This window comes from Streptomyces sp. NBC_00568 (genome assembly GCF_026341855.1).
In the GTDB taxonomy this organism is placed as follows: Bacteria; Actinomycetota; Actinomycetes; order Streptomycetales; family Streptomycetaceae; genus Streptomyces.
This window is the reverse complement of sequence record NZ_JAPENW010000001.1, coordinates 641731-660891: the sequence shown is the minus strand read 5'-3', so window position 1 is coordinate 660891 and position 19161 is coordinate 641731. Positions and strand designations below refer to the sequence as shown.

12 protein-coding genes and 2 pseudogenes are annotated in these 19161 nt (G+C 73.5%); 7 read left to right on the top strand and 7 right to left on the bottom strand.

What is annotated here, in order from left to right; translation table 11 throughout:
- Positions 1-318: 318 nt before the first annotated feature.
- Positions 319-1782: a DNA-3-methyladenine glycosylase 2 family protein gene (locus OOK38_RS02845; protein WP_266765908.1), complete on the top strand. Its 1464-nt coding sequence runs from the start codon at positions 319-321 to the stop codon at positions 1780-1782.
- Positions 1783-1809: 27 nt separating this feature from the next.
- Here OOK38_RS02845 and OOK38_RS02840 read toward each other — a convergent pair whose 3' ends face one another.
- The 3 genes from OOK38_RS02840 to OOK38_RS02830 form a co-directional block, all read right to left on the bottom strand.
- Positions 1810-2412 (bottom strand): GNAT family N-acetyltransferase, encoded by a 603-nt coding sequence (locus tag OOK38_RS02840; protein ID WP_266763664.1) that lies wholly within the window; start codon positions 2410-2412, stop codon positions 1810-1812.
- 59 nt (positions 2413-2471) lie between these two features.
- On the bottom strand, positions 2472-3212 hold the full coding sequence (locus tag OOK38_RS02835; RefSeq protein ID WP_266763665.1) for a peptidase E: 741 nt from the start codon (positions 3210-3212) through the stop codon (positions 2472-2474).
- A gap of 107 nt (positions 3213-3319) precedes the next feature.
- Complete coding sequence (locus OOK38_RS02830) at positions 3320-3688, bottom strand: PPOX class F420-dependent oxidoreductase (RefSeq protein ID WP_266763666.1); 369 nt, start codon at positions 3686-3688, stop codon at positions 3320-3322.
- Between the two features lie 240 nt (positions 3689-3928).
- On the opposite strand from OOK38_RS02830, the gene OOK38_RS02825 reads away from it, so the two are divergent.
- Positions 3929-5110: an SGNH/GDSL hydrolase family protein gene (locus tag OOK38_RS02825; RefSeq protein WP_266765909.1), complete on the top strand. Its 1182-nt coding sequence runs from the start codon at positions 3929-3931 to the stop codon at positions 5108-5110.
- 28 nt (positions 5111-5138) lie between these two features.
- Here the strand turns inward: OOK38_RS02825 and OOK38_RS02820 are convergent, their stop codons facing one another.
- Together OOK38_RS02820 and OOK38_RS02815 are read right to left on the bottom strand one after the other, a co-directional pair.
- Positions 5139-5621, bottom strand: a complete 483-nt coding sequence (locus OOK38_RS02820; protein ID WP_266763667.1) for a DUF456 domain-containing protein — start codon at positions 5619-5621, stop codon at positions 5139-5141.
- Positions 5622-5657: 36 nt separating this feature from the next.
- Complete coding sequence (locus tag OOK38_RS02815) at positions 5658-6638, bottom strand: LuxR family transcriptional regulator (protein WP_266763668.1); 981 nt, start codon at positions 6636-6638, stop codon at positions 5658-5660.
- Positions 6639-6931: 293 nt separating this feature from the next.
- Here OOK38_RS02815 and OOK38_RS02810 point away from each other — a divergent pair.
- The 4 genes and pseudogenes from OOK38_RS02810 to OOK38_RS02795 all read left to right on the top strand — a co-directional run.
- A pseudogene (locus OOK38_RS02810) lies at positions 6932-8200 on the top strand (S8 family serine peptidase); the annotation flags it as partial.
- Between the two features lie 268 nt (positions 8201-8468).
- A pseudogene (locus OOK38_RS02805) lies at positions 8469-10865 on the top strand (peptidase); the annotation flags it as partial.
- A gap of 194 nt (positions 10866-11059) precedes the next feature.
- Positions 11060-12973 carry a protein phosphatase 2C domain-containing protein gene (locus tag OOK38_RS02800; protein WP_266763670.1) on the top strand — a complete coding sequence of 638 codons (1914 nt, stop codon included), beginning with the start codon at positions 11060-11062 and terminating at the stop codon, positions 12971-12973.
- Positions 12974-13074: 101 nt separating this feature from the next.
- Positions 13075-14817: a pyruvate dehydrogenase gene (locus OOK38_RS02795; protein ID WP_266763671.1), complete on the top strand. Its 1743-nt coding sequence runs from the start codon at positions 13075-13077 to the stop codon at positions 14815-14817.
- Positions 14818-15322: 505 nt separating this feature from the next.
- On the opposite strand, the gene OOK38_RS02790 is transcribed toward OOK38_RS02795, so the two are convergent.
- Both OOK38_RS02790 and OOK38_RS02785 read right to left on the bottom strand, forming a co-directional pair.
- The gene (locus tag OOK38_RS02790) at positions 15323-16771 is read right to left on the bottom strand and encodes an FG-GAP-like repeat-containing protein (protein ID WP_266763672.1); all 1449 of its coding nucleotides are present in this window, start codon (positions 16769-16771) and stop codon (positions 15323-15325) included.
- 183 nt (positions 16772-16954) lie between these two features.
- Entirely contained in the window at positions 16955-18415 is a 1461-nt protein-coding gene (locus OOK38_RS02785) for a helix-turn-helix transcriptional regulator (RefSeq protein WP_266763673.1), read from the bottom strand.
- Positions 18416-18649: 234 nt separating this feature from the next.
- Between OOK38_RS02785 and OOK38_RS02780 the strand changes: the two genes are divergently transcribed.
- A complete protein-coding gene (locus OOK38_RS02780) occupies positions 18650-19153 on the top strand; it encodes a hypothetical protein (RefSeq protein WP_266763674.1) in 504 nt (167 codons plus the stop codon).
- Positions 19154-19161 lie beyond the last annotated feature (8 nt).

The following is a 19161-nucleotide window of genomic DNA, read 5'->3' as shown; positions in this document are numbered from 1 at the left end:
AGCGTGGCCGGACCAGCCCTAGCGGTGGCCGGGCCAGTCCCAGCCGTGGCTGGACCTGCCCTCGCGGCCGTCCGGACCCGATCCGCCCCCTGCGCTCGTCCGCGCCGCCTGGACGTCCGCCTCCGCCTCCGCCTCTGCCTCTGCCTCCGCCTCCGCCTCTGTCCTCGTCCGGTTGCCTTGCCCTGTGCGGTCCCGCGCCGGATCGTGCCTCCCGTCGGCCGGTCGGCGCGGGGTGTGGGCGAGGCCTTGCCCGGATCGCAGTGCCGTGTCCGATTTCCGCCAGCCGCGTGGTGCGGGGCGGGCCACACTGGAAGGGTGATCGACGAGGACACCAGGTACGAGGCCGTGCGGAGCCGGGACGCCCGGTTCGACGGGGAGTTCTTCTTCGCCGTGCGGACGACGGGGATCTACTGCAGGCCCAGCTGCCCCGCGGTGACACCCAAGCGGCAGAACGTGCGGTTCTACGCGACGGCCGCCGCCGCGCAGGGTTCGGGCTTCCGGGCCTGCCGCAGATGCCGCCCGGACTCCGTGCCGGGCTCCGCCGCCTGGAACGTACGGGCCGACGTCGTCGGCCGGGCCATGCGCCTGATCGGTGACGGCGTCGTGGACCGTGAGGGCGTCGGAGGGCTCGCCACGCGTCTCGGGTACAGCGCCCGCCAGGTCCAGCGGCAGCTCACGGCGGAGGTCGGCGCGGGTCCGGTCGCGCTGGCCAGGGCCCAGCGGGCGCACACCGCGCGGATACTGCTCCAGACCACCGAACTCCCCATCACGCAGATCGCGTTCGCGGCGGGGTTCGCCAGCGTGCGCCAGTTCAACGACACGATCCGCGCGGTCTACGCGTCGACGCCGAGCGAGGTGCGCGCCGCCGCGCCGCGCACCGGCCCCGCCGCCCGGCGCGCGGCCACCCCCGCCGCGGGTGTCCCGCTCCGGCTCGCCCACCGGGGGCCCTACCAGACCACCGCCGTCTTCGACCTGCTGGCAGCCGAGGCCGTCCCGGGGGTCGAGGCCGTCGGCGGCCGCCGTGGCCGCCGTACGTACCGGCGCACCCTGAGGCTGCCGTACGGCACGGGGATCGTGGCCGTCGACGAACGGGCGGGCACGGGCGCGGGCCGCCCCGGTTCCGGCGGGACCAGCCGTGCCGAAGGAGCACCGGACCCCGCCGGGGGAGTGTCGGCCCCGACCGGTGCCGCGCACCCCGGTGGCTGGCTCGACGCCCGGCTCCACCTCACCGATCTCCGGGACCTCACCACCGCCGTACAGCGGCTGCGGCGGCTGTTCGACCTCGACGCGGATCCGTACGCCGTCGACGAGCGGCTGGGAGCCGACGCGCGGCTGGGTCCCCTGGTCGCGGCGCGGCCGGGCCTCAGGTCGCCGGGCACCGCCGATCCTGACGAGCTGGCGGTGCGCGCGCTGGTGGGGGCGGCGGAGGCCGAGCGACTCGTGCAGCGGTACGGCAAGGCGCTGGACGCCCCCTGCGACACGCTCACGCATCTCTTTCCCGAGGCCGCCGTGCTCGCCCAGGCGGAGCCGGACGGCCCCCTCGGTGCCCTGACCGCCGCCCTCGCCGACGGTGCCCTGCGTCTCGACCCGGGCGCCGACCGCGACGAGGCCCAGGAGGCGCTGCTCGCGCTGCCCGGCATGGACGAGGGCGTCGCCGCCGTCATCCGCACCCGCGCCCTCGGCGACCCGGACGTGGCACCGCCCGGAGCGGACATCCCGGACGGCTGGCGCCCGTGGCGCTCGTACGCCGTCCGGCACCTGCGGGCTGCGGGGGAGCCGTAGGCGAACGGCCCGAGCCGGGCGGCGCGTTCACCGGGTGCCCGGCAGGTTCCCCCGCACCAGGGCGTGCAGGTGCTGGTCGTGCCGGCCGTCCTCGTGCAGCAGCGCACCGCGCATGGTGCCCTCCAGGACGAACCCGGTCCTGTCCGCCACCCGGCAGGACGCCGGGTTCGCCACCGAGGGGCACAGCCGCAGCCGGTACAGACCGAGGTCCTCCAGCGCCCAACGGCTCAGGCGCCGTACGGCCTCGGCCACGACACCACCGCCCCGGGCCCCGGGCAGGACCCAGTAGACGATCTCCGCGCTGCCGTCCGCGAGGTCGACGTCGTTCCACCCCACGAGGCCGAGGGCCCGCCCGTCCGCCGCCCGCGCGACGGCCCACACCGCGCCCGTCTCGGCCCGCCAACGCTCGTGCATGCGCTCGATCCTGAGGCGCGCGGCGTCCGGAGACTCCACACGCAGCAGGTTCCACTTTCGGATGGCCGGGTCCTGGGCGGCCGTCACCAGGACGTCGGCGTCCGCGAGGCGCCAGGGGCGCAGTTCCAGGCCCTGCCCGAGGCTCAGCACGGGCTGCGGATGACGGGCCGTCCGACCCGCGGGAACGGTGGGTGGCAGGGGAGGGACGGGGATCATCGCGGCATCGTGCCACGGGCATTCGGCGGTGCGACAACCGATTTCGCGGCCGGACTCGGTCAGTCCCGCGGCGACGGCAGCAGCCGGGGCTCGATCCGCTCCTCCACCACCGATTCCCCCACGCGCCGGACGACGTACGCGCCCTTGCCCGGTATCTCCGTGACGGCCTCGACGAGTTCGGTGCCCCGGTAGACCAGGCCCACGCCGTCGTCGGTGCAGTGGGTGACGGGCAGGGTGCCGTCGGCCACCAGGCGGTGCACGAGAGGACGGCGGCCCGGGTCGCTGTCGTAGTGGACGCCGTTGCCGAACGGCAGATAGCCGAGTCCGTCGGTGAGCGGCCGCAGTTCGGGCCCGAAGGAGTCCGTCGTGCCGCCCCGGAACCAGCAGAGCGACCCGGCGCTCACCCCGCTCAGCACGACCCCGGCCTCCCACGCCCGGCGGAAGACCGTGTCGAGCCCGTGGACCCGCCACACGGCGAGCAGGTTGGCCGCCGAGCCGCCCATCACCCACACGACGTCCTGCGCGAGCACCGTTCCCTCGATGTCCTCGAGGTTCGGCATGGGGAAGAGGTGAAGGGGCGTGAGATCGAATCCCGCCACCCGGGCCGCCTCGCTCATGCGCGTCGTGAAGTGCTCGGCGTCGCCGATCGCCGTCCCGACGTACATGACGCGGGGCCGCCGCCCCCGGACGCCGGCCAGGTCCACGGCGTGGTGGACCAGGGCGTCGAAGGTCACCCGGGTGCGGTCTCCGACGCGGTGACCACCCGAGGTGGCCAGGATGGTGGGTTCCGAGGCGGTCATGGGCCGCGACCCTACCCAAGACCGGCCCGCCGCGCGATCTTCAACGGCCCGGCCCCCGGCTCGCATCGGGTGACCGGCCCGCCAACCGGCCCGATCCGTGGGGCCGCTCAGGCGTCGAGGCCCCAACTGTGGATTCTCCTCGGGTGGATGCGGATCAGTTCCTCACTGAAGTGCGGTCCCAAGTCGTGTGCGCCGGTGAGCAGTTCCGCCTCCCCGCGGATGTCGATGCCTCTGACCTTCCACGGCTTGAGGCTCACGATGTCGTCGACGACCAGGGCGACCTTCGGGTTCTTCCGGAGATTGCGCCACTTCTTCGTGGTCCCCATCGCGTAGCCGCCGATCAGGATCGTTCCGTCCTCCTGGGGGAAGAAGCCGACGGGGTTGGCCTGGGGCTGCCCGACAGGGTCGACGGTGGCCAGCCGCCCCAGTCGCTGCGACCTCAGATACGCGCGCTCGGCCTCGCTGAATTCGGTCATGACAGCACCCAAACACGCCCCCGCCCGCGACGCATCGGGTTCCGGACCTAGGACCAGGGGAGGAGTGCGTCGCGCCCGAACCTGTGACGGTGCGTCGGGAGGGGCATCGCGCCCGATGGTGTGACGGTGGTTGCGGGAGCCCATGCCCGGGGAAGCGATGCCCTCATGACTCGCCCGAGCACGTTCCGGCGCTTGTTCGTCACCCTGGCGACCGCCCTGGTCCTCGCCTCGCCGAGCACGATCGCCGAGGCGAGATCCGCGCCCGGCCGGACCGCTCCGAAACCGGTCCGGACCTGGACGGGCACCTGGGAGGCCGCCGCCTCCGACACCGCGCCCGCGTTGCCCGGCGCCTCCATCCGCAACGTCGTGCACACCAGCGTCGGCGGCCGGGCCGCTCGCGTCCGGCTGTCCAACCGGCTCGGCACGAGACCGCTCCAACTCGGTTCCGTGACGCTGGCGTTGCAGCGGCCGGGCGAGCCGGAGAGTCCCCGGGCCGTCGCGGGCTCCGTGCGCGCGGTCACCTTCGCCGGCGCCAGGTCGGTCACCGTCCCCGCCGGCCGGGACCTGGTCAGCGACCCCGTCGTCCTGTCGGTCCCCGCCGACGCCAACCTCCTGGTCTCGCTGCACACCCCGGCCGACTCGGGCCCGGCGACCTACCACCGCTCCGCGCTCCAGGCCAACTTCATCGCTCCGCAGGGCGACCGGACCGCCGAGGAGAGCGGCGCCGCCTACACCACCACCATCGGCAACTGGTACTACGTGACCGGCGTCGACGTGCTCGGCCCTCCGGCCGCGGGCAGCGTGGTCACGCTCGGCGACTCCATCACCGACGGCACCGGCTCCTCGTTCAGCGCCAACCGCCGCTGGCCCGACCGGCTCGCCGCCCGGCTGCGCGGCCTTCCCGCCGACCGCAGGGCCGGCGTCCTGAACGCGGGGATCGCCGGGAACCGCCTCCTGCTCGACGGCCGGGGCCCGAGCGCTCTGGCTCGCCTGGACGCCGACGTCCTCTCCCGCGCGGGCGTCCGGGCGCTGATCGTGCTGGAGGGCATCAACGACATCAAGGGGACACCGGCGCAGACGGACCCCCGCGCTCTGGAGAACGCCTACCGGCTTCTCGTCCGCCGCGCGCACTCCCGCGGCATCCGGGTCATCGGCGCCACGATCACCCCGTACGGCGGGCACGGCGCGTACACCCCGGCCCGGGAAGCCGTGCGGCAGGCGGTCAACGCCGCCATCCGCACCCACCGGATCTTCGACGGGGTCGCGGACTTCGACGCCACCGTCCGCGACCCCGCCCGTCCCAGCCGGATCCTCCCCGCCTACGACCCCGGTGACCATCTGCACTTCAACGACTCCGGCATGCGAGCGCTCGGCGACACGATCGAACTGAACGCCCTCCTCCCGCCGCGGGCCGCCCGCTAGCCGACGCCTGGCACCCTCCGGTGCCGGCTCAGCCCCAGATGACAGCGCCCAGCCAGGCACCCATGATCATCAGGCAGGCGAGGAGTTCCGTCAGCACGCTCCAGCCGCCCGAGCGCATCGCGGTCCGCACCGAGGCCTTCGCCTCCCCGTGCCCGCCGAGGCGCAGCCGCTCGCCGAGGTAGATCCCGCCGATGAAACCGGGCACGGCGCCGACCACCGGCACCAGGAAGAAGCCGAGGATCGCCCCGGCACCGGCGTACGCCGCCATTCGGGTGGTGGCGCCGCTCTCGCGCAGCCGTCGCGGCGGCAGCATCCAGCGGATGGCCTGGGAGAGCAGCAGGACCGCGGTCGCACCGACGAGGACGCCCCAGGAGAGGGCCTGCGGGTCGCTCAGCGCCCACCACAGGACCGCGGCCCAGACGAGCCACGACCCCGGCAGTCCGGGCACCAGCACTCCTGCCAGGCCGAGCAGAATCACCACGCCGACCAGCAGGAGTTCCCACGCTCCCATCTGCCCAGGGTGCCGGAGCGGACGGGAAACCGCAGGTCAGTCCCGCGCCACCCAGCCCCGCTCGTACGCGTGCCAGCCCAGCTGCAGCCGGGTCGTCACGCCCGTCAGCTCCATCAGCCGCTTGACCCGGCGCTGCACCGTCCTGAGGCCCAGGTCGAGCTGTTTGGCGACGCTCGCGTCGGTCAGCCCCGCGAGGAGGAGGGAGAGGATCTCCAGGTCGGCGGCGTCCGGGCCGTCCGGTTCCTCCTCCAGCACGCCCCGGCTGCCCAGCCGCAGCGGCAGGGCGTCCCGCCACACCGACTGGAACAGCCCCGACAGCAGCTCCAGGAGCCCGCTCGCGTGCACGACCAGCGCGGCCGGCTCCGCGGTGTGCGAGGTGAGCGGCACCATCGCGAGCGCCCGGTCGGCGATCACCAGCTTGGTCGGCACCTCGTCCACGACCCGCACCTGCTCGTCGCGGCCGAGCGCGGCGGACAGCTCGGTGATGCCGCTGGGCAGGTCGAGTACGGACCGCTCGACGACCACGCGGTAGGCGACACCCCGGTCCGCGGCCTGCGCCTCGGCGACGTTGTCCGTGCCGGAGACCACCACCGGGTTCCCGGTGACCAGCGCGCACACCTCCTCGGTCGCGCCCAGCTGGAGCTGGAGGAAGCGCTGGGAGACCGCCGCCGCGCCGATCACCACCTCGACCAGGTCGTGCACGGCCGGCTCGGCCGCGGAGGCCCGGTACTCCTCGGCCAGCAGCGCGGCCGCCAGCTCCGCCTTCTCCAGCTCGTGCCGCTGCTGGGTGAGCAGCGCCCCGAGGGCGACCCCCGGCGGCGCGGCCACCCAGCGGCCGGGCCGTGCCGAGGACTGGGCGGCCAGACCGTGCCGCTCCAGCCGGCGCAGCGCGCGCTCCGTGTCGTACTCGCCGAGCGCGAGCCGACGCGCGAGATCGGGCACGTCGGCGGCGCCCACGGACACGAGCGCCCGGTACGCCGACTCGTGCGTCTCGTCCAGACCTATCGCTCCCAGCATGCGGCGATGTCCCCTCCCAAGGATGCGTTCCGACCGGTCGGCATCGCCGTGGCGGAAAGCGGCCACGGCGCAAACCCGCCTCGGCACATCATCGCCGCACCCCCCGCCCCTCTGACAAGCTCACGCCACCGCAGCACCAACCGCCGTCCGTAGTGCCCCGCTTGGGCCTGGCCTGGCCTGCGCGAACGCGGGCCGTACCGGCTTCCGCGGCTCGCGGCCGCACCGGCTCGCGGACACGGACGGACCGACCTTGGGGAGTGGGACTTTTGGGGAGAGGGATCTCGCGTACGGCCATGGGGGCGGCCACCGCCGCCGTCCTCGCCGTCACGACAGCCGTACCCACGGCGGCGGCACAGCAGCCGAGACCGCTGACCGGCAGTGGGACCCCCGCCTCGGGCGCCGTCGTCACGCTCGTCACCGGCGACCGTGTCCTGGTGACGAAGGACGGGGCGACCGCCCTGCCCGGTGCCGACGGCACCACCCCCTTCACCCAGACCCGGCAGTCCGGCAAGGACCTGTACGTCTATCCGGAGGGCGCCGTCGCCGCCCTCGCGGCCGGCCGCGTCGACGAGGAACTCTTCAACGTCACGGGCCTGGTGAGACAGGGCTACGACGACGCGCACACCTCGGCGCTGCCGCTCATCGCCACGTACGCCACCTCGGTCGCCCGCAGTGTCCCGGCCGCCCCGCGCGGCGCCGAACGCGGTCTCGTCCTCGACCCGATCGACGGCGTCGCGCTGAGGGCCGACAAGAAGAAGGCCGCCGAGTTCTGGGCGGACATCACGAACCCCCGGACCCGCGCGGCCGGTTCGCTGAAGAAGCTCTGGCTCGACGAGAAGGTGCGGGCCACCCTCGACCGCTCCACGAAGCAGGTCCACGCACCCGAGGCGTGGGCCGCGGGCTACGACGGGAAGGGCACCAAGGTCGCCGTCCTCGACACGGGCGTCGACGCCGACCACCCCGACCTGAAGGGGCGCGTCACCGCCTCCGAGAACTTCACCGACTCCGAGGACACGAGCGACCACCAGGGCCACGGCACCCACACCACCTCCACGGTCGGCGGCACCGGCGCGGCGAGCGGCGGCACGAAGAAGGGCGTCGCCCCCGGGGCCGACCTGCTGAACGGCAAGGTCCTCGACGACTACGGCTCCGGCGAGACATCGTGGATCATCGCCGGCATGCAATGGGCGGTCGACCAGGGCGCCGACGTCGTCTCGATGAGCCTCGGCAACCCCGCCCGCACCGACTGCACCGACCCGATGAGTACGGCGACCGAGGAACTCGCCAGGTCGAACACGGACACCCTCTTCGTCATCGCGGCCGGCAACACCAGCCCCGGCCTCAACTCCGTGTCCTCGCCCGGCTGCGCGCCTGGCGTCCTCACCGTCGGCGCCGTCGACCGCGACGACTCCACGGCGTCCTTCTCCAGCCGCGGACCGGCCTACGGCTCGCACACCCTGAAGCCGGAGATCTCCGCGCCGGGCGTGGCGATCTCCGCCGCCGACGCGGGCGGCCGCGGCGTCCACGCCTACCGGTCCATGAGCGGTACGTCGATGGCGACCTCGAAGGCCATGTCGGAAGCGATGTCGCTACCGGTTCTCCACGGTGCGGGCGGAGACGACGTGAGGGCTGGATCCGCGACACGTCGGTTGCCGAACCCAAGGAAACCTGAGGAGGCAGCTGGTGCACGGCACGCGCGTTCAGGACGATGTTCTTGATGTTGCCGCCGGCCACCGGAAATTCCTTGGCGAGCTCCGCGTGGTCAGCACTGGTCGCCTCCTTGGTGGTCGACCGCGGTTCCGGCGGGTGTGCCAGGTCCGGTCCAGAGCGCACGTCGCGGGTGCCGCCGCGATCGTCAAGCAGCGCCACCCCGACTGGACCGCCCGGCAGATCAAGGCCGCCCTCGTCTCCTCCGCGGACGCCGACATCCCCGGCGACGTGCGGGAGACCGGCGGCGGACGCCTCGACGTGAAGGCCGCCGTCGACGCGACGGTGCTCGGTTCGCCCGCCGTGCAGGGCGGCTCCTTCACCTGGCCGCAGGACGGCAGCGACCGTACGACCGTCGACGTGCCGTACACCAACACCGCTGACAAACCCGTGAAGTTGAGGCTCGAGCTCGACGGGGTCACCGGCAACGACGGATCCGCCGTCCGCTCGACGGTCGCCCGGCTCGGCGCCCGCTCGGTGACGGTCGCGCCGGGCGCCACCGTCACGGTCCCGCTGAAACTCGACCCGAACGCGTCCCTGGCCCGCGCCCAGTACGGCGACATCACCGGCCGGGTCCTGGCCACCGCCGACGGTGTCGCGGTCTCCACCCCCTTCTCCCTCTACATCCAGCCGGAGACGGTCACCCTCCGCGTCAAGCTGATCGACCGCCTGGGACGGCCCGCGGGCTCCGCATCCTCCGTCGACCTCATCGGCACGGACGACGCGAGCGGTGAGCGGCGCTTCAACGAGGGCGCCACCGACCAGACCTACGAGATACACCCCGGCAGCTACTTCCTCTCCAGCTTCGTCGCCACCCCCGAGACGGCGGGCACGCTCCTCGACTCGCTGACATATCTGGCCCGTCCGCAGCTGGAGATCCGCAAGGACACCACCGTCGTGCTCGACGCCCGCACCGCCCACCGGCTGAGCGTGAAGACCGACAAGCCCTCCGAACTCCGCGGAGCCACCCTCGGGTTCGCCCGCTCCTGGGACGACACCTGGCTGCACGCGGGAACGGCCGCGGGCGGCCGCTCCCTGCGCGGCTACTACGCCTCGGTCGACGGCCGCGCGAGCGACGGCACCTTCGAGTTCGACAGCTTCTGGCGGGCCGCGGCTCCGCAGATCTCCGAACTCGCCGTCGTGGGCGGCCCGTCGCTGCACCCCGTGACCGGCTCCACGTCCTCCGCCAACCTCGACGGCACCGGACGGGCCGGACTCGTCGACGCGGGATCCGGTACGGCGGAGGAACTGGCGGGCGCCAAGGGGAAGATCGCGCTCGTCAAGCTGCCGGACAGCGGCAGCGCGACCGCCGTCGCGTCGGCGGCTAAGGCCGCGGGCGCGGTCGCGGTCCTCGCCTACCGCGAGGCACCCGGCCGCTGGTACCCGGCCACCGGCTTCACCGGCGGCCCCCTTCCGGTCCTGGCCGTCCCCGCCGACGAGGCACGCGCCCTGCTCGCGGCGCCGGACGTGACCCTGCGCTGGAAGGCCACCGCCAAGAGCCCGTACATCTACAACCTGGCCTTCCCGGAGACGGGACGGATCCAGCACGACCTGACCTACCGGGTCCACGACCGCGACCTGGCGGCCACCCGCGCCACCTACCGGGCGATGGGCACCGCCACCGACTACATCGACCTGCCCTCCGTCACCCGTCCGAGCGGACTCACCGGCTACTTCGGTGAGTTGGAGACCGTGCCGACACCCTTCGAGCGCACCGAGTACTCCTCGGCGGGCACCACCGGCTGGGGGCACCAGGTGTCCAGCAGCTTCCCCTGGGGCGAGTTCATGATCGACCCGGTGCGCAGCTACACGAAGGGCGAGCGCCGGACCGAGGAGTGGTACGGAGGGGTCCTCTCGCCGGTCGCTCCGCTGGACGCCTCCGGCGAGCAGGCTCTCGCCGCGGAGCGCCAGGACAATCTGATCGGGGTCGCGCCCGGCTTCTGGGGCGACGCCGAACACCAGGGCGTCCAGGGCGGATTCGGGGACATCGGCTCCATGGAGCTGAAGCGCGACGGCGAGACGATCGGCGAGAGTTCCGTCCCGTACGGCGTGTTCGAGGTCCCGGCCGACGACTCCTCGTACCGTCTCACCCTCGCCACACAGAAGATCGGCTCGCGGGTCTGGAACCGGTCCCCGCGGACCGTGACCACCTGGTCCTTCCGCTCGCACCTCGACGAGGACGCCTACTCGCAGGGCATTCCGCTGCTCTTCCCGCGCTATGTGCTGCCCGAGGACGGCCTCAAGACCCTGCCGGCGAAGGACGGTCAGCGGATCTCGCTCTCCGCGACGGGGCACGCGGGCTACCGGCCCGGAGCGCTCACCACCGTGAAGCTGTCGTACTCCTACGACGACGGGCAGACCTGGAGACCGGCCGACATGTCCCGGCGTGACGGGCGGTGGACCGCGACCGTCGATCACGCCGGAGCCGACGGCGAGCAGGTCGCCCTGAGGGCCGAACTGACCGACGCCAACGGCATTTCGGTCGTCCAGACCGTGACCCGGGCCTACGAAGTGCGCTAGGCCCCGGTCACCCGGACGCCGCCGGGCGGTTCTCCCGTGGGGGGTGGGACCGCCCGGCGGTCATGTGTGCACACGTTTCTTGTACGAATTCCTGTTCGGCGATTCACTCGACGCGCCGTTCGACGGCCCGCACCTTGGCCGGTTTTTCCGGATGCACCGTTTTCAACCGGCGGTCGCGGTGGACAATTACGGGCATGAGCCAGCAGGGGGAGAAGCCCACCGGTCACGAGGACGACTGGTGGGGCCAGTTGTACGACGACTCCACCGAGGACACGGGGCCCGCGCCCGTGGCCGATTCCCTGGACGACCGGTTCGCGTCGGCGGCGGGGACAGTGGGCGCCGGGCCCGAGCCGGGTCCGGCATCGGGACCGGGTCCGGCATCGGGACCGGACCCGAGGCCGACTTCGGATCCGCGGTCCGCGCCGGGTCCGGCTTCGGCTTCGGATCCGCGGTCCGCGCCGAGTCCGGGTGCGGGTCCCTTGCCGGGACGCGGGTCCGTCCCGCGGCCCGACACGGCGGGCCCCGACGGCCCGCCGCACCCGGAGCGGCCTCCCACCGCGCCGGAGCCGTCCTCCCCCGGGACGGGGAAGCAGCCGCCGTTCCTGCCGAGGCAGCCTCCCGCCGTACCGGGGCGGCCCGGTGGCACCGCGGCCTCCGTGCCCTGGCCCGGCGCGACCCCGCGCGACGAGGCGGCGTCACGGCCCGGCCGATGGGAGCGGGGCCCGGTGCCGCCTCCCGGCTCCGACATCGGCCAGGCAGGCCGGGGCGGGCCCACCCCGCAGCCCGCTCCCTGGGAGCCGGCGCCCCCTGACCGCGCCCCCGACCCGATCGCCCCCGCACCCTTCCCGCCCGGCCCGAAGCCGCCGGGGTTCACCGCCCAGGAGCCCGGCCCGGACGCGTCCCGGGACACCCGGAGCGATCCGTCACCGGAGCCGCCCGCACCCCAGGTGCCCGCGTCGAGGGCGCCGTCGGACGTACCGCCGAAACCCGTGTCGGCTCCCGCCGTCCCCCCGGCCGCGCCCCCCGCCCCAGCGCTGCCCAGCACCACCGGCGGCTTCCGGCCACCGCCCCCCGACGCGGACCCCGAGGACAGGGCGCCCGGCGAGCCTCGGGAGACCGCCCTCTCCGTCGTCGGGCAGCCGTCCTCCGTCGGCCACGTCGGCTCCGGCCCGCCCACCTACGACGCCGAACCGACCGCGCTCCCGCCCGCCGACCCGGACGAACTCGACGACCTGGTCGCCGACACCGTGCTGGACGGCGCACGGTACGGGACGAGCACCCTGCGGGCCGTGTCCGTGCGCGGGGACTCCGCGCGCTACCGGGGCGAACCGCGCCGGGACTCGCTGCTCACCGCGCGGTTCGGCGCGGGCGAGCAGGCGCTCGTCCTGGTCGCGATGGCGACCGGCGCCCGGGCCACGCCGGGCGCGCACCGGGCCGCGGCGGAGGCGTGTCAGTGGATCGCGCGGGCCGTCGGGCGCAGCCACGCGCGGCTGTCCGACGACATCCGGGCCGCCCGGCGCGGTGACCTGAAGTCGGGCCTGCACCGGCTCACCGACCGCAGCCTCGGAAAACTGCGGGCCAGCGCGGCGGAGCAGGGCGTCGAACCCGAGGAGTACACCGCCGGCCTGCGCTGTCTGCTGCTGCCCGCCGACCCGGAGTGCCGTACCCGGGTGTTCTTCGGCGTCGGCCCGGGCGGCCTGTTCCGGCTGCGGGACGGCGAGTGGCAGGACATCGAACCGCGGGTCGCCGACACCACCGGCGAGGCTGTGGTCGGCTTCGGGTCGCTGCCCCACGAGACCCCCGAGGGCGACCGGCTCACCATGGACCTGGGCATCACGACACCCCCGAGCCCGTACGAACCCGCCCCCCGGCCGCCCCGCGCCCCCTTCCGGTTCCGGGCCTCCGTCGCCCGCCCGGGCGACACGCTCCTGCTGTGCACGAACGGCCTGGCGGAGCCGCTGCGCGGCGAACCCGAGCTGGCCGAGTACCTGACGACACGGTGGTCGACGGCGGAGCCGCCCGGCCTGGCCGCCTTCCTGGCGGACAGCCTGGTGCGGGTCAAGGGATACGCCGACGACCGGACCGCCGCCGCCGTCTGGGAGGCGTAACCGCGCACCGTGTGAATTCATGGAACCCAGGGATGGACCAGGGAACCAGGGGGACCCGAGACGCCCGAGGGCTTCGAGGATCACGAAGAGGTGCGTGCGCCATGGCCAAGCAGAACGTCGCCGAGCAGTTCGTCGACATTCTCGTCCGCGCGGGTGTCAAGCGGCTGTACGGAGTCGTGGGCGACAGCCTCAACCCGGTCGTGGACGCGATCCGGCGCAACGCTGCCATCGACTGGATCCACGTCCGCCACGAGGAGACCGCCGCCTTCGCCGCGGGCGCCGAGGCCCAGATCACCGGGAAACTCGCGGCCTGCGCCGGCTCCTGCGGTCCGGGTAACCTCCACCTGATCAACGGCCTGTACGACGCGCACCGCTCCATGGCCCCGGTGCTGGCCCTCGCCTCGCAGATTCCCTCCAGCGAGATCGGCCTCGGCTACTTCCAGGAGACCCATCCCGACCAGCTCTTCCGCGAGTGCAGTCACTACAGCGAACTCATCTCCAGCCCGAAGCAGATGCCGCGACTGCTCCAGACCGCCATCCAGCACGCGGTGGGCCAGTCCGGCGTCAGCGTGGTCTCGCTGCCCGGCGACATCGCCGCCGAGCCCGCCCCGGACAAGACGATCGAGACCGCCCTCGTCACCTCCCGGCCCAGTGTCCGGCCCGGCGACACCGAGATCGACAAGCTCGTCGCGATGATCGACGAGGCGGAGAAGGTCACCCTGTTCTGCGGCAGCGGCACGGCGGGCGCGCACGCCGAGGTCATGCAGTTCGCCGAGAAGATCAAGTCTCCGGTCGGGCACGCGCTGCGCGGCAAGGAATGGATTCAGTACGACAACCCGTTCGACGTCGGCATGAGCGGGCTCCTCGGGTACGGCGCGGCGTACGAGGCGACCCATGAGTGCGATCTCCTCATCCTGCTGGGCACCGACTTCCCGTACAACGCCTTCCTCCCGGACGACGTCAAGATCGTCCAGGTCGATGTGCGGCCCGAGCGCCTGGGGCGCCGGTCGAAGCTGGACCTGGCGGTGTGGGGCGATGTGAAGGAGACCCTGCGCTGTCTGATCCCGCGTGTGCGGCCCAAGGGGAACAGGCGCTTTCTCGACAAAATGCTGAAGAAGCACGCGGACGCCCTCGAAGGGGTCGTCAAGGCGTACACCCGCAAGGTCGAGAAGCACGTTCCGATCCATCCCGAGTACGTCGCCTCGGTGCTGGACGAACTGGCCGACGAGGACGCGGTGTTCACGGTGGACACCGGGATGTGCAATGTCTGGGCGGCGCGCTACATCTCGCCCAACGGCAGCCGCCGGGTGATCGGTTCGTTCTCGCACGGATCGATGGCCAACGCGCTGCCGATGGCGATCGGCGCCCAGTTCACCGACCGGAAGCGACAGGTCGTGTCGATGTCCGGCGACGGCGGATTCTCCATGCTGATGGGCGACTTCCTCACCCTCGTGCAGTACGACCTGCCGGTGAAGGTCGTTCTCTTCAACAACTCGTCCCTCGGCATGGTCGAACTGGAGATGCTCGTCGCCGGGCTGCCCTCCTACGGCACCGCCAACAAGAACCCGGATTTCGCGGCGGTGGCCCGCGCGTGCGGCGCGTACGGCGTCCGGGTCGAGAAGCCCAAGCAGCTCGCCGGCGCCCTCAAGGACGCCTTCCGCCACAAGGGCCCGGCCCTGGTCGACGTCGTCACCGACCCGAACGCGCTCTCCATCCCGCCGAAGATCAGCGCGGACATGGTGACGGGCTTCGCGCTCTCGGCCTCGAAGATCGTGCTGGACGGCGGCGTCGGACGGATGGTGCAGATGGCCCGCTCCAACCTGCGCAACATGCCGCGCCCCTAGGGTCCGCCTTCAAAGATCATCGGGTGGTGGATCAGAGTGGGGTGACACGCCGCCATGAACTCACCGATCTGGAGTGGGAGTTACTCGCTCCGCTCATCCCTCGTGCCGCGACGGGGCGACCGCGGGTGGCGGACCGGCAGGCGACGTCGGGCAGCAGCTCGGCGGCCGTCTCCCACGTGTGCACCCCGCTCCCGGGCGCGCAGCACCTCGCCCGGCACCGGCCCGCCGAGGTGACGCCGCACCTCGGGGTCGGTCCAGAGCCGCGACTGCACGGGTACGTCGGCGGGCTCGGTGGGACGCAGGAGCAGCCGCGGAGTGCCGAGCGACACCGGCCACGGACCGGGAGAGAAGGGTGAGGACATCCCATCGATCCTGGCAGGTCGGGCCGCGCGGCGGGTGTGATCACCTCGCAACTCGCCGCGTGTCGGCCCGCGTTGGAACGGCAAGGGGGCGCGTCCCGGTGGTGTGCGCACCGGAACGCGCCCCCTTGCCCGAGCGTCCGGGCTCAGCCGCTGATCGGCGCGCCGAACTCGGGGTACCAGTCCTCGCCGGTGGCGAGCCCGATGGTCTCCGCACTGAAGCCGACCCCGCGGGTGAAGGTGATCCGCACTCCGTCGCCGCGCAGCGAGGTGAGCGCGCCGTACCAGCCGTTCTCGCCGGGCGCGCCGACGGCCAGGTCGAGCCGCCCGTCGCGGTCGGTGTCGGCCAGCGCCAGGGCCTCGCCGAAGGAGTCGCGGGACTCCGCGACGCCGGGCACGCCCGGGGTGTCCTGGTGGAAGGCGTACGAGCCGGTGCCGGTCAGGCCCTTCGCGGAGCCGGGGAGCACGGTGACGGAGCCGGTGAAGCCCGTCAGGCCCACGCCCTCGTCGATGGCGCCGGTGGCCAGGTCGGCCCGTCCGTCCCGGTTGACGTCGCCGAGCTCGACGGACCAGCCGAAGCGGTCGCCCTCCTCGACGACCCCGGGCACCCCGGCAGTGTTCTGCGTGATCACGACCGCCCGTCGGCCGTCGACGCCCTGCGCCGAGCCCCGCAGCACGGTCACGCTGCCGCCGTCCCCGGCGCCGTTCACCTCCTCGCGCCCGTACGGCTGCCCGGACACGACGTCGTCGTGGCCGTCGCCGTCCACGTCGCCGATGGCGAGGGAGAGTGCCGGGGGCAGGTCGCCCGCCGCGCGGCGGTTCGCCGGGACCCCGGGGGAGAGGTAGAGCGCGCCGCCGGAGCCGCTGAGCGGGTTGGTGACGGCGGCCAGGTCGTCGGTGCCGTCGCCGTCGACGTCCCCGGCGGCGAGCGCGGTGACGCCGGTGCCGGTGGCGGGCATCGCCGACGCCTCGAAGTCGGTGAGCACGAAGCCCATTTCGCCGGACTGGCCGGTGCTCCGGTTGAGGTAGAGCCACAGGTGGGTGCCGCTGCCCGTGCTCGCCGCGATGTCGGCATGGCCGTCCCCGTCGAAGTCCCCGGCGGTGACCGCGGTGCCGAATCCGGTCTGCTCGATGCCCAGCGGCTGGCTCAGCGCCCCGCCCGCGCCGAGTCCCTTCGGGCTGCCCCACAGCACCGTGACCGAGCCCCAGTCGTCACCGCGCGGGATGTCCTCGCCGGGCGCGCCGACCGCAAGGTCGGTGTATCCGTCCTTGTTGAAGTCCCCGGCCGCGGTGGACGCGCCGAAGCGGTCGAACGCCTCGGCGACACCCGGCACGCGCGGTGTGTTCTGGCTGACGATCGTCGTCCGCGAGGACTTGATCCCGGCGGACGAGCCGTAGGCGACGACGACCGCCCCGGCCAGGGTGTGCCCGTCGATCGCCGCGCCGGGCGCGGAGACGGCGAGATCGCCGTAGCCGTCGCCGTTGAAGTCGGCGGCGGGCGTCGGTGTGCGGGCGTGGGCGGCGGCCGGGGGCAGAAGGACGGAAGCCGCGAGGGCGGCCGGCAGCGCGGCGCCGGCGACGATGAGTCTTCGCATGACAGGGCAGACCCGCCCCGGGGCCCGATGGTTGTACGTGCGGCAGCCGGGTGCCGCACGCGCCGGGGCGTGGACCGCCCCGGCGCACGATGCCCGGTGGATCAGCGCACGGCGTCAGATGCGGTGCATCGCAAGGATTACGGGACAGCCCTTGGTACCGGTCGGGTGTGCCGCGGATCTCGATCAGTCGGGGAGCAGGGTCCAGCCCTTCTCCCTGTACCAGTAGTGCGGCAGGCCCTTGATGCCGCTGGTGCGGAACGGGACACCTTGGTCGTCGATCCGGACCGTACCGGTGCGACCCCGTGAGGACCAGGCGAGCTCCAGATACCAGCGGCAGTCGCAGGCCTCGGTCTGGGCGTCGATCATCAGCACCTGGGGGTCCTTCACAGACACCCGGAAAGGCATGCGCAGAGTCCGGGAGCCCGTTCCGTCGTCGTCGCTCGGGACCGGGCGGGCGATGGGCCGGTCCATGTCCAGATCGACGGCGAACGAGCCGGGGCCCATGCTGCCGCCGCAACCCCCGCCCGTGGAGTAGGCGGTGCCTTTCAGCGGGGCCGAGCGTCCGACGACCCGGACCTGCAGCGACTCCAGGACGACGGCCGCGTCCGTCTGCCCCTGCACGGTGATGTCCACGAGCGTCTGGCCGCCGTGCACCCCGTTCTGTGTCCGCGCCCACGGGGAGGCGTCCTGCGGGGCCGGTGGAGGCGGCACCTGCTCGGGCGCCTTGTCGAGGACGTAGTTGTGGGCGCAGCCGACCGCCCAGCGATGGGAGTTCACGGTCCAGGTGAGGGGGACGGCGGCGGAGCCGGCCGGGGGGGAGGGGCTCGCGGACGGGCCCGGCGAGGCGTCTCGTTTGCCGGATGCCTTCGGGGACGGCGTGCCGGACGGCCGGCCGCGCGTGCTGGAGGGGTGGGCGGACGGTGTCGGGGAGCCGGGCCGCGCGCCCGCCGTCCTCGCGGTCTTCGTGCCGGACGCCTGGTCGTCGCCGGTGGCCGAGGAGCGCCCGGACGGCAGGGCGGACAGGCTGCCCAGGGTGGCGATCAGCGCCGTCACGACAGCCGCGGTGACCGTCACGCGGCGCCTGTACCAGGGCTTTCGCGAGGCGGGGCGCGACGCCGCGCCGTGCTCCCGCGACGAGCCGGGGAGGCTTTCCGCGGGGGTCTCCGGGGGACCGGGCGAGGGGTCGGGCACTCCCGCGGGCACGGAGTCGTCGGCTGGTGCGGGCACGGTGTCGGCGGCCGGCGTGGATACGGCGTCGGCACCCGGTGTGGAAGCGGAGTCGGCACCCGGTGCGGACACGAGCTCAGGTGCCCCGTCGGCCATGGGGTCCTCGCCGCCCGCCGCGCGGGCTTCGGTGACTCCCGGTACGGACTCGGTCGCCGGCCGGGGCCGTTGCCGTGCCGCCACTGCCAGGATCCACCGCCGGTGCAGCTCGGTCCGTTCGGCCGGGCTGGCCTCGCACAACGCGGCGAACCGTTCCACGGGTGCGAAGGCGAGCGGCACGGCGTCCCCCGAGCAGTACCGGTGCAGCGTCGAGGCGTTCATGTTCAGGCGGCGCGCGAGTGACGCGTAACTGCGGTCTGTGCGGGCCTTCAGACGCCGCAGCAGCGCCGCGAACTCCTCCACCTCGTCCTGGGACGACACCGGTTCCCCTTGCCTCGCGTCCCAGGACGGCATCCCAGGCACTCCCCATAAGGAGAGGTCGGAAGGCCTGGGATGGTTCCACCGTTGCGGATGGGGCGCCGCCCGTTGTGCCCGCACCGCGGGGCCGCCGATGCTCAAGGCGTCGCCGGAGCGGCCCCCACGCCACGGGGGTCGAGGGGGCCGCCCGCACACCGCGACGCAGTTCCGAACCATCGAAATCGGGGAAGCACACTGATGAACAGCAACACGACCGCCCGCAAGCACGTCCGTCGCACCGCTCTGATCGCCGGTCTCGTCGCCGCCGTGGCGCTGCCGCTCGGGCTCACCGCGTCGGCACAGGCGACGACGGGAGGGACGGCCGCGGGCGCCGTCGCGCAGCGGACGGTCAACGGCAAGTCGTCGGACGACGTGACCCGGGTCGCCGACTTCTACGGCGCCTACATCGACGCCAAGAGCGACCCGGACAACGGTGGCAGGCTCGCCACCGAACTGCGGAAGTTCTACCTCCGGGCCGACGGCCTGCGTGAGGTGGCGAAGTGGGAGGACCGCAACCACGCGGACGGCATCCTGCGCGCCCAGAACGTCCCGCTGAAGTGGACGGTCAAGGGCAACGGCACCGCAGGCCGGGTCGGCATCACCCTCACCTGGGGTGTGTCGGCTCCCACCAAGCTCGTCGTCGACCTGGACCGCAACCACAAGATCACCCACATCCGCACCCCGGGCGCCGGCGGCAAGTGACCGCGTCC

Bases quoted from the DNA above. Each gene is read 5' to 3' on its own strand.
- OOK38_RS02830 (WP_266763666.1), bottom strand. From the start codon at position 3,688: ATGACCGAATTCAGCGAGGCCGAGCGCGCGTATCTGAGGTCGCAGCGA.
- OOK38_RS02835 (WP_266763665.1), bottom strand. From the start codon at position 3,212: ATGACCGCCTCGGAACCCACCATCCTGGCCACCTCGGGTGGTCACCGC.
- OOK38_RS02780 (WP_266763674.1), top strand. From the start codon at position 18,650: ATGAACAGCAACACGACCGCCCGCAAGCACGTCCGTCGCACCGCTCTG.
- OOK38_RS02790 (WP_266763672.1), bottom strand. From the start codon at position 16,771: ATGCGAAGACTCATCGTCGCCGGCGCCGCGCTGCCGGCCGCCCTCGCG.
- OOK38_RS02800 (WP_266763670.1), top strand. From the start codon at position 11,060: ATGAGCCAGCAGGGGGAGAAGCCCACCGGTCACGAGGACGACTGGTGG.
- OOK38_RS02840 (WP_266763664.1), bottom strand. From the start codon at position 2,412: ATGATCCCCGTCCCTCCCCTGCCACCCACCGTTCCCGCGGGTCGGACG.
- OOK38_RS02795 (WP_266763671.1), top strand. From the start codon at position 13,075: ATGGCCAAGCAGAACGTCGCCGAGCAGTTCGTCGACATTCTCGTCCGC.
- OOK38_RS02820 (WP_266763667.1), bottom strand. From the start codon at position 5,621: ATGGGAGCGTGGGAACTCCTGCTGGTCGGCGTGGTGATTCTGCTCGGC.
- OOK38_RS02815 (WP_266763668.1), bottom strand. From the start codon at position 6,638: ATGCTGGGAGCGATAGGTCTGGACGAGACGCACGAGTCGGCGTACCGG.